The organism is Pseudomonas sp. LARHCG127, from assembly GCF_052871455.1.
On record NZ_JBIXJT010000003.1, the window covers coordinates 1 to 9,079 of the forward strand.

Here is a 9,079-nt window from a genome sequence, read left to right on the forward strand (position 1 = left end):
ACATCAGTTATTACAATCATGACCGGATCAAATCAAAGCTCAGTGGACTGAGCCCTGTGGAATACAGGACCCAATCCGTGGGCGTGTGGCAGTAGACCGTCCAACATTTTGGGGTCAGTCCAGTGGACCTGAGTCGTATACAGCATCTGAGTACACCACCAAACCTTGTGGGAGCGAGTCGTACGCAACATCTAAGTACGCCACTGTTCCCGTCGGGCGGCGATGCAGGCAAGATGAAGACCTGCAAGTCAGAACACAGGAAGCTGATCGTGACCGAAGCGTTTATTGTCGTTCAAACCGCCGAACAAGCCGTGGATCGTCTGGCGGCCCTGCACGAGCGTGCGACCACCGCGCTGAACCAGGCGCTGATGCGGTATCTCAAGGACCGCGTCGAACCGGATGCCGAGCAGCGTGCATTGTTTCGTTATCCCGCCCTGCGCCTGACCTATCACTGCCACGGTGAAGTCCCGCAAACCACGCGTGCCTATGCCAAGGTCCAGTTGCCCGGCACCTACAGCGTCACCGTCACTCATCCCGCCGCGTTCCGTAAATACCTGCTGGAACAGCTGGTCCCGCTGATGCACGACTTTACCGTCACCGTGGAAGTGGGGGTCAGCGAGCAGAACATTCCGTACCCGTACGTGGTGGAGCAAGGCGATGAGTTGGCCGGCTCCGGCGTGACCGCCGCCGTGCTGGCGCGGGTATTCCCCAGCACCGACCTGTCGGCCGCCACCGATGGCATCGCCGACGGCCTCTATGATTGGGAAAACACCGACCCGCTGCCCCTGGCGCTGTTCGACGCCGCGCGGGTGGACTTTTCCCTGCGCCGGCTGGTGCATTACACCGGCAGCGACTGGCGCCATGTGCAGCCGTGGATCCTGCTGACCAACTACCACCGCTACGTCGACCAGTTCATCGTCCATGGCCTGGAGCAGTTGCGCAGCGACCCGCGTTTCGTGCGCATGGTCCTGCCGGGTAACGTGATCATCGACAAGAACATGGAGCACAGCGAAGCGTCGGCCATCGCTGCCGGCGTGGTCTGGCACCGCTACCAGATGCCGGCCTATCACTTGCAGGCCAGCGACGGTCATGGCGTGACGCTGGTGAACATCGGTGTCGGCCCGTCCAACGCCAAGAACATCACCGATCACCTCGCCGTGCTGCGCCCGCATTGCTGGCTGATGATCGGCCACTGCGGCGGGCTGCGGCAGTCCCAGACCATCGGCGACTACGTGCTGGCCCACGCCTACATGCGCCGCGACGGGATTCTCGACCGGGTGGTGCCGCCGAATATTCCGATTCCAGCCCTGGCCGAAGTGCAGATGGCGCTTCAGCAGGCCGCGGCGAACATCACTGGCGAGAAGGGCGACGAGCTGAAAAAACGCCTGCGCACCGGCACCGTGCTGACCTACGACGACCGCAACTGGGAACTGCGCTGGGCCCAGGAACGGCCGCTGATCAACCTGTCCCGCGCCGTGGCGGTGGACATGGAAAGCGGCACCATCGCCGCACAGGGTTATCGCCTGCGGGTGCCCTATGGCACGTTGCTGTGCGTCTCGGACAAACCGTTGCACAGCGAGATCAAATTGCCGGGCTCGGCCAACGCATTCTATGAACGGGCGGTCAACCAGCACCTGAAGATCGGCATCGCGGCGTTGGACCTGCTGCGCACCGAACTCAACTCGTTGCACTCGCGCAAGCTGCGCAGCTTCGACGAGCCGCCGTTCCGCTGATGTCCTGTTGAAGGGGGATGGTGGTTATTTAACGGTCGGGCCACTAGCATGGTCGGCCCTGACCGTTAGATGTTGTATTTGCCATGCCCCGTCCTCCACGCCCTGCTTCCCGTCGCCCTGGCGCGAAGCCTGCAATCGCCGCACCGCGCCGTGTGGCCAAGGCTCCGCCGGCCGCGCCGAAGCTGATCCTGTTCAACAAACCCTTCGATGTGCTGACGCAATTCAGCGACGGTGAGGGGCGGGCGACGCTCAAGGATTTTATCGACGTACCGGGCATCTACCCGGCCGGACGCCTGGACCGGGACAGCGAAGGTTTGCTGTTGCTGACTAACGATGGGCAGTTGCAGGCGCGTATTGCCGACCCCAAGCACAAATTGGCCAAGACCTATTGGGTGCAGGTCGAGGGTGAGCCGAGCGCTGAACAGTTGCAGCGTTTGCGTGATGGCGTGGAGTTGAACGACGGCATGACGTTGCCGGCCGAGGCGCGCCCATTGGACGAACCGCAATTATGGCCACGCAACCCGCCGGTGCGTTTTCGTAAAAGCGTGCCGACGAGCTGGCTGGAGCTGGTGATCCGCGAAGGGCGCAATCGCCAAGTGCGGCGCATGACTGCCGCAGTGGGCTTGCCGACACTGCGCCTGGTGCGGGTCAGGATCGGCGACTGGACACTCGAAGGGCTCGACCAGGGCCAGTGGAAAGAAGTCCCGGCGCGCTTATAACGCGCCGGATTCGATCAGGCCGATCACCACGCTCTTGATGATGAACGCCGCCACGCCGAGGCCCAGCACGAAAAACAGGATGAACGAGCCAAAACGCCCGGCCTTGGACTTCTTCGCCAGGTCCCAGACGATGAAGCCCATGAAAATGATCAGGATGCTGACCAGGCCGGTCATCATCCACTCTTCGAAGACAGCAGGATCCATCAGGACACTCCGGCGTGGGCGGGATTGAAAAGGCGCGGCGAGTATAAGGCATGGGGGGCGGGTGGAGGATTGGCCTGCGGCGGTGTGTCGCAGCTATTCATCGCCTGGGCTGACGCTATAGCCCCCTGTGGGAGCGAGCTTGCTCGCGATAGCGGTGGTTCAGCTTGCATTGATGTTGGATGTGCTACCGCCATCGCGAGCAAGCTCGCTCCCACAGGGATTTGCAGTAGACGCGTTTTCTGTGTGCACCCCGGAACCCAGGCGGGAGCAAGCTCCCTCGCCACAAAAGCGGTCAGCTGCGCAGATGAGTCAACGGCAGTTCGGTGCTGTTAAGCACCTGGTTCAGCACAAAGCTCGAACGCACGCTGGTGACACCATCGATCCGGGTCAGGTGCCCCAGCAGCAGTTTCTGGTAATGGTCCATGTCCGGCACGACGACCTTGAGTTGGTAGTCGGCGTCCATGCCGGTGACCAGGCTGCACTCCAGCACTTGCGGCAGGTTGCGGATGGCGGCTTCGAAGTTCTCGAAGCGCTCGGGAGTGTGGCGGTCCATGCCGATCAGCACATAAGCCGTCAGGCTCAGGCCGAGCAGCTTGCGGTCGAGCAGGGCGACCTGGCGGGTGATGTAGCCGTCATCCTCCAACTGCTTGACCCGCCGTGAGCAGGGGGAGGGCGACAGGCCGATGCGTTCGGCCAGTTCCTGGTTGGAGATGCGCGCGTCACGTTGCAATTCCGCCAGAATGCTCAGGTCGTAACGGTCGAGTTTGCTCATCGGTCGGGCCTTTATCTTGATAATTGCGGCGGATTATCTATCCGGGGTTAAAAATTGCGCAAGTGATGTTTATTTCCGCAATCTTCGCAATCATCCGTCGGCACCCCAGGCTTATGCTTACCACCAAGATCACTGCTCGGACAAACAGTCCAGTGCAGCCCGCCCAATCAGGCCGGCTGCGGCCGCAGTACCCACCGGTACTGGCGCCCCCGAGCTGCACACCGTCCAGAAGACGGCGTGAGGTGAGCCGACGTCATAAGCGTCGCGCACGGACGAAATTCTCAAGGGGAGGCCGACGGGCCTCCCTTTTTTAATGCCTGCGAAATAAACCCCGTGGCTGATAATCTGTCGCAGAACCGGCCTGGGCTTTCTCAGTCTTATCATCAGGCCTTGAACCGTTGTGAGGAATTTCATGAAGTCGCGCATCTGGCGTTTGGCAGGTGTTGGTCTGTTGTGGGCAAGTGTCAGTGCGCAGGGAATGGCCGACGATCAGCAAAGCCGTGGCGGCCCGGACGGCGGTCGCGGGCAGGACGGTCGGGGCGGCAATGGCCAGGGTCATTCGGGCCAGCCACGGCCGCAGAGCAACGAGATCATTCGGGGCGACAACAGTCGTCAGTTCGAGGTCAAGCCGCAGCCGCAATACCAGGGTGGCCAGCACTATGAGCGTGGGCCCCAAGACCCCAACGGCCAGGGCCGCCCGCAGCCGCAGCCTGGCAACAACTTGCCCATCCAGGGCCGGCCCGACAGCGTGACCCAGACCCGTGAACCGCAACCGGGGTATTACCGCGATATTCCTCGGCGCAACGATGGCTATCCGAACGCAGGTCCGCGACCCGACCATGACGGTCGTCCCGATCAGCATTGGTCCGGTCGGCCGGGTGGGCATGGCAACGGTTGGGGGCCAGGGCCGCAATACCGTCCGGGTTATGTGATCGACCGTTTCCCGGATCGCAACTACCGCGTGCCCTATCGCGGCCAGGACTATTTCTATTCGGGCGGCTACTGGTATCGCCCGCAAGGGCCGCGTTATGTGGTGGTCGAGCCGCCGCGGGGCATCCGCACCCGTTACCTGCCTGATTACGCCCGGGAAGTGTGGATCGGCAGTTCGCTGTTCTTCCTCGCTGCTGGCGCCTATTACATCTATGAAGCCAACACCCAGGATTACGTCGTGGTCGATGCTCCGGTCGCCAACCCGCAGCCGCAACCCCAGGGCAATAGTTTCGATGTGGTGGCCTATCCCGCCAATGGCCAGCCGCCCGAACAGGTCAATCAGGATGGCTACGACTGTTATCGCTGGGCAGTGCAGCAGAGTGGTTTCGACCCGCGCAACTACACCTACCCACCGGCACCGGAAGTGGTGCAGACCTATCGCCAGGCCCAAGGCAGTTGCTTGAGCAGTCGTGGGTATCAGGTGATGTACTGAGTTCTGCTGGGAGGCAAGATGCCGCTCTTGTGGCGAGGGAGCTTGCTCCCGCTGGGCCGGTCCGACGCTTCGGGCGCAGCGGCCCTAAGATCTTGCGGTCGCTGCGCAACCGAGCGGGAGCAAGCTCCCTCGCCACGAGTTCTGTGTTCGGTATCAGGCGCTGGCGCGCTTCACGACTTCCGACGGATCTGCATGCACCAGCACTTCGGCTTTCGGATAAGCGCGATGGATCGCATCGGCGGCCTGGTCGCTGATGCCGTGGGCGACTGACAGGGTCAGTTCCCCCGGCAGCTCCAGGTGCAGTTGCACGAACCAGTGGTTGCCGGAGACCCGCGTACGCAGGTCATGGGCGCCGAGTACGCCGGGCACCGCGCAGGCCAGTTCCAGCATGCGTTGGCTGACGTCGGGCGGCAGTTCTTCATCCATCAGCACGGCGAAGCTTTCCCGGGCGATCTGGATGGCGCTCCACAGGATGTACACCGCGATCCCCAGGCCGAACCAGGCGTCGAGTTGATACCAGCCCAACCCTGCCAGTACCAGCGCCACCAGGATGCTGCCGTTGAGCAACAGGTCCGAGCGGTAGTGCAGCGAGTCGGCGCGCACTGCGTTGGAGCCGGTGGCGCGGATGACCCGATGCTGTAACGCCAGCAGCGCCAAGGTCAGCACCAGGGAAAACACGATCACACCGACGCTGAGCCAGGGCGCGTCCACCGGCACCGGCTCCTTCAGGCGTTCGAAGGCCTGCAAGGCGATCAGTACCGCACTGCCGCCGATAAACAGCGCCTGGGCCATGCCAGCCAGGGATTCGGCCTTGCCGTGACCGTAGCGATGGTCATCGTCGGCGGGACGCAAGGCGTAATGCACCGCCAGCAGATTGAGCAGCGAGGTGACGCCGTCCAGTGTCGAGTCGGTCAGGCCGGCGAGCATGCTCACCGAACCGCTGAGCCACCAGGCGAAGGCCTTGGCGACAATCAATGTCAGTGCCACGGCCACCGACGCCCGGGTGGCCAGGCGCAACAGGCGAGCGTGTTCGGTGCTGGTGGTCATGGCGCGGTCGTTCCTTCAGTCGCGTCGGTCATGCGGCCGGTTTGAGACCGAGGGCAGCCAGTTGTTGTGCGCTGCCCTTGTGTTGGATCAGGCGCGGATCGTCCAACGGGAAGCTGCGGCCCAGTTCGCGTTCCAGGATCGCCTGCAATTTCTGGTTATTGACGGTGCCATCGGGGTTGATGGCCGGCTTGAGCTTCTCGGGCTCGATCTGGACGCTGCGGCCCGGTTCGAAATAAATGGCCCCGGTGGCAAAGTCCACGGCGAACGCGATCAGGCCGGGGATGATGTAGAACAGCAAGCCGACGGCATCGAGGGCGGCGATCGCCGGGTCGATCTTGCCGTCGATCTGGCCGCGACGGTCCGGGTAGAAGATCGAGCCGCAGGCGCTGATCTGGGTCAGCAGGGTGGCGACCAGGACGCCACCGATCACGCGAAAGGGAATACGCATAGCAATCTCCTGAACAGGTAGAGGCGTTGCTGGTTGGAGTCCAGACCACGCTAAACAGTTCGCCGTTATACTCGGCCCTCTGTTTTGGAGCCAGCATGATTTCTTTGCCGATTGATGAAGTTTTACCCGCCCTGCGCCAAGCTTTGGCCTCGCGCCACGAAGCCGTGCTCGAAGCGCCGCCCGGTGCCGGTAAAACCACCCGTGTTCCCCTGGCCTTGCTGAACGAGCCGTGGCTGGCCGGACAGACCATCCTGATGCTCGAACCCCGGCGCCTGGCGGCACGGGCGGCGGCCGAACGGCTGGCCAGCGAACTGGGGGAAAAAGTCGGCGAGACGGTCGGCTACCGGATTCGCCTCGACAGCAAGGTCGGGCCCAAGACCCGCATTGAAGTGGTCACCGAAGGCATCCTCACCCGCCGCTTGCAGGACGACCCGGCGCTGGAAGGCGTGGGGCTGGTGATTTTCGATGAATTCCATGAACGCAGCCTCGACGCCGACCTGGCCCTGGCCCTTAGCCTCAACGGTCGGGAGTTGTTTCGCGACGACCAGCCGCTGAAGATCCTGTTGATGTCTGCCACCCTGGAAGGCGAGCGCCTGGCCGGGTTGCTGGGCGACGCGCCGATCCTGCGCAGCGAAGGCCGCATGTTTGCGGTGACGGTGCGCTGGGGCCGGCCGTTCCAGCCCGGCGAGTTCATCGAGCCGCGCCTGGTGCAGACGGTGCTCGACGCCCTGCACGATGAAACCGGCAGCGTCCTGGTGTTCTTGCCCGGGCAGGCGGAGATTCGCCGGGTGCATCAGCAACTGGCCGAGGCCTTGGGTGAGGGCGGCAATGTATTGCTCTGTCCGTTGCACGGCGAACTGGACCTCGCCGCCCAACGCGCCGCCATCGATCCGGCGCCCCCCGGCCAGCGCAAAGTGGTGTTGGCCACCAACATCGCCGAGACCAGCTTGACCATCAACGGCGTGCGGGTGGTGATCGACGCCGGACTGGCCCGGGTGCCGCGTTTTGATCCGGGCAGCGGCATGACCCGTCTCGACACCCAGCGCATTTCCCGGGCCAGCGCCACCCAGCGGGCCGGTCGTGCTGGGCGCCTGGAACCGGGGGTGTGTTACCGGTTGTGGTCCGAAGACCAGCATGAACAATTGGCCGCTTACGGCAGTGCGGAGATTCTGTCGGCGGACCTGGCCGGGTTGGCCCTGCAACTGGGGCGCTGGGGCGTGACGCCGCAGCAACTGGTCTGGCTCGACGTTCCGCCCGCCGCTGCGTATGCCCAGGCCCAAGACCTGCTGCAACGCCTGGGCGCGCTGGAGGGTGAGCAACTGACCCGTCACGGCCAGGCCATGGCGGAACTGCCGGCCCACCCGCGTATCGCCCATTTGCTGTTGCGCGGCCAGGCGCTGGGCCTGGCAGACATGGCCTGCAATGTCGCCGCACTGTTGGGCGAGCGCGACATTCTCCGCGGTGCCGGCGCGGACCTGCACAGTCGCCTGGCCTTGCTGTCCGGCGAAGAACGCGCCGCGCGGGGCGCCCAAGGTGGGGTGCAACGGGCCCGGCAATTGGCTCGGCAGTATCGCGGCTACCTGCGGGGCAAGGCCGAAGAAGCCGTGGCCGATCCCGATCATCCGCGCTGGCTCGGCGCCTTGCTGGCGTTGGCCTATCCGGACCGTGTCGCCCAGCAGCGCCGGCCCGGCGGCGCGGAATATCGTTTGGCCAATGGTCGTGCGGCGCTGTTTGCCGAGGCCGACAGCCTGATGAAACAGGCGTGGTTGGTGATCGCCGATTTGGGCAGTCGCCAGGGCCAGCGCGAAGAGCGAATCTACCTGGCGACGGATTTCGACCCGACGCTGTTCGATTCGGTGCTGGCCGAGCAAGTGAGCACTGTGGACCAACTGGATTGGGACGAGCGCGAAGGCGTGCTGCGGGCCGAGCGCCAGCGCAAGGTCGGCGAACTGGTGCTCAGCCGCGAACCGCTGACCGGCCTGGATGAGTCAGCCCGTAGCCAGGCCTTGGTGAACCTGGTGCGGCGCAAGGGCCTGGAATTATTGCCCTGGACCCCGGAACTGCGGCAATGGCAGGCGCGGGTGGCGCTGCTGCGGCGCCTGGACCTGGACGCCAAGGGCGAGAGCGAATGGCCAGACGTCAGCGACGGCGCCTTGCTGGACAGCCTCGAGCATTGGTTGATGCCGTATCTGGGCCGCGTCTCGCGCCTCAGCCATTTCGCCAACCTGGACGTGTCGAGCTTCGTTCACAACCTGTTGCCCTGGCCCCTGCCGCAACGCTTGGATGAACTGGCGCCGCACCATTTGCACGTGCCCTCGGGTTCGTCGATCCGCCTGGACTACAGCGAGCATCCACCGATCCTCGCGGTGCGCCTGCAGGAACTCTTCGGCCTTGCCGACACCCCGCGCATTGCCAGCGGCCGGCAGGTGGTCAAGTTGCACCTGCTGTCGCCAGCGCGGCGGCCGGTGCAGGTGACCCAGGATTTGGCGAACTTCTGGCGCAGCACTTATGCCGAGGTGAAGAAGGATCTCAAGGGGCGTTACCCCAAGCATTACTGGCCGGACGATCCGCTGGTGGCGGAGGCGACGGCGCGGGTCAAGCCGCGTAAGTGAGCTGATTCAAGATCCAACACAGATCCACTGTGGGAGCGAGCTTGCTCGCGATTGCGGTGGATCAGCAGCATTATTATCGACTGACACACCGCTATCGCGAGCAAGCTCGCTCCCACAGGGG

At 63.9% G+C, this 9,079-nt stretch carries 9 protein-coding genes; 5 read left to right on the top strand and 4 right to left on the bottom strand.

The window, feature by feature from the left end; translation table 11 throughout:
* The 3 genes from ACIPQ1_RS05820 to ACIPQ1_RS05830 all read left to right on the top strand — a co-directional run.
* A partial coding sequence (locus ACIPQ1_RS05820; protein ID WP_446533913.1) for an IS3 family transposase occupies positions 1-95 on the top strand: 95 nt, incomplete at its 5' end.
* Between the two features lie 138 nt (positions 96-233).
* Positions 234-1,733, top strand: coding sequence for an AMP nucleosidase (gene amn / locus ACIPQ1_RS05825; protein ID WP_186706611.1), 1,500 nt, complete (start codon positions 234-236; stop codon positions 1,731-1,733).
* Positions 1,734-1,885: 152 nt separating this feature from the next.
* Positions 1,886-2,452 (top strand): pseudouridine synthase, encoded by a 567-nt coding sequence (locus ACIPQ1_RS05830; RefSeq protein WP_411387559.1) that lies wholly within the window; start codon positions 1,886-1,888, stop codon positions 2,450-2,452.
* Here the strand turns inward: ACIPQ1_RS05830 and ACIPQ1_RS05835 are convergent.
* Positions 2,447-2,656 carry a DUF2788 domain-containing protein gene (locus ACIPQ1_RS05835; protein WP_003228500.1) on the bottom strand — a complete coding sequence of 70 codons (210 nt, stop codon included), beginning with the start codon at positions 2,654-2,656 and terminating at the stop codon, positions 2,447-2,449. The two genes, ACIPQ1_RS05830 and ACIPQ1_RS05835, sit on opposite strands and share 6 nt — an antisense overlap.
* 292 nt (positions 2,657-2,948) lie before the next feature.
* Positions 2,949-3,428 (bottom strand): Lrp/AsnC family transcriptional regulator, encoded by a 480-nt coding sequence (locus ACIPQ1_RS05840; RefSeq protein ID WP_003185723.1) that lies wholly within the window; start codon positions 3,426-3,428, stop codon positions 2,949-2,951.
* Positions 3,429-3,840: 412 nt separating this feature from the next.
* Here ACIPQ1_RS05840 and ACIPQ1_RS05845 point away from each other — a divergent pair, with 412 nt between their 5' ends.
* Positions 3,841-4,851, top strand: coding sequence for a DUF6515 family protein (locus ACIPQ1_RS05845; protein ID WP_446533741.1), 1,011 nt, complete (start codon positions 3,841-3,843; stop codon positions 4,849-4,851).
* Positions 4,852-5,004: 153 nt separating this feature from the next.
* Here ACIPQ1_RS05845 and ACIPQ1_RS05850 read toward each other — a convergent pair whose 3' ends face one another.
* Both ACIPQ1_RS05850 and ACIPQ1_RS05855 read right to left on the bottom strand, forming a co-directional pair.
* Positions 5,005-5,898, bottom strand: a complete 894-nt coding sequence (locus ACIPQ1_RS05850; protein ID WP_446533742.1) for a cation diffusion facilitator family transporter — start codon at positions 5,896-5,898, stop codon at positions 5,005-5,007.
* Between the two features lie 28 nt (positions 5,899-5,926).
* The gene (locus tag ACIPQ1_RS05855) at positions 5,927-6,346 is read right to left on the bottom strand and encodes a hypothetical protein (protein ID WP_053125612.1); all 420 of its coding nucleotides are present in this window, start codon (positions 6,344-6,346) and stop codon (positions 5,927-5,929) included.
* Positions 6,347-6,441: 95 nt separating this feature from the next.
* Here ACIPQ1_RS05855 and hrpB point away from each other — a divergent pair, with 95 nt between their 5' ends.
* Complete coding sequence (hrpB, locus tag ACIPQ1_RS05860) at positions 6,442-8,958, top strand: ATP-dependent helicase HrpB (RefSeq protein ID WP_446533743.1); 2,517 nt, start codon at positions 6,442-6,444, stop codon at positions 8,956-8,958.
* Positions 8,959-9,079: the final 121 nt, after the last annotated feature.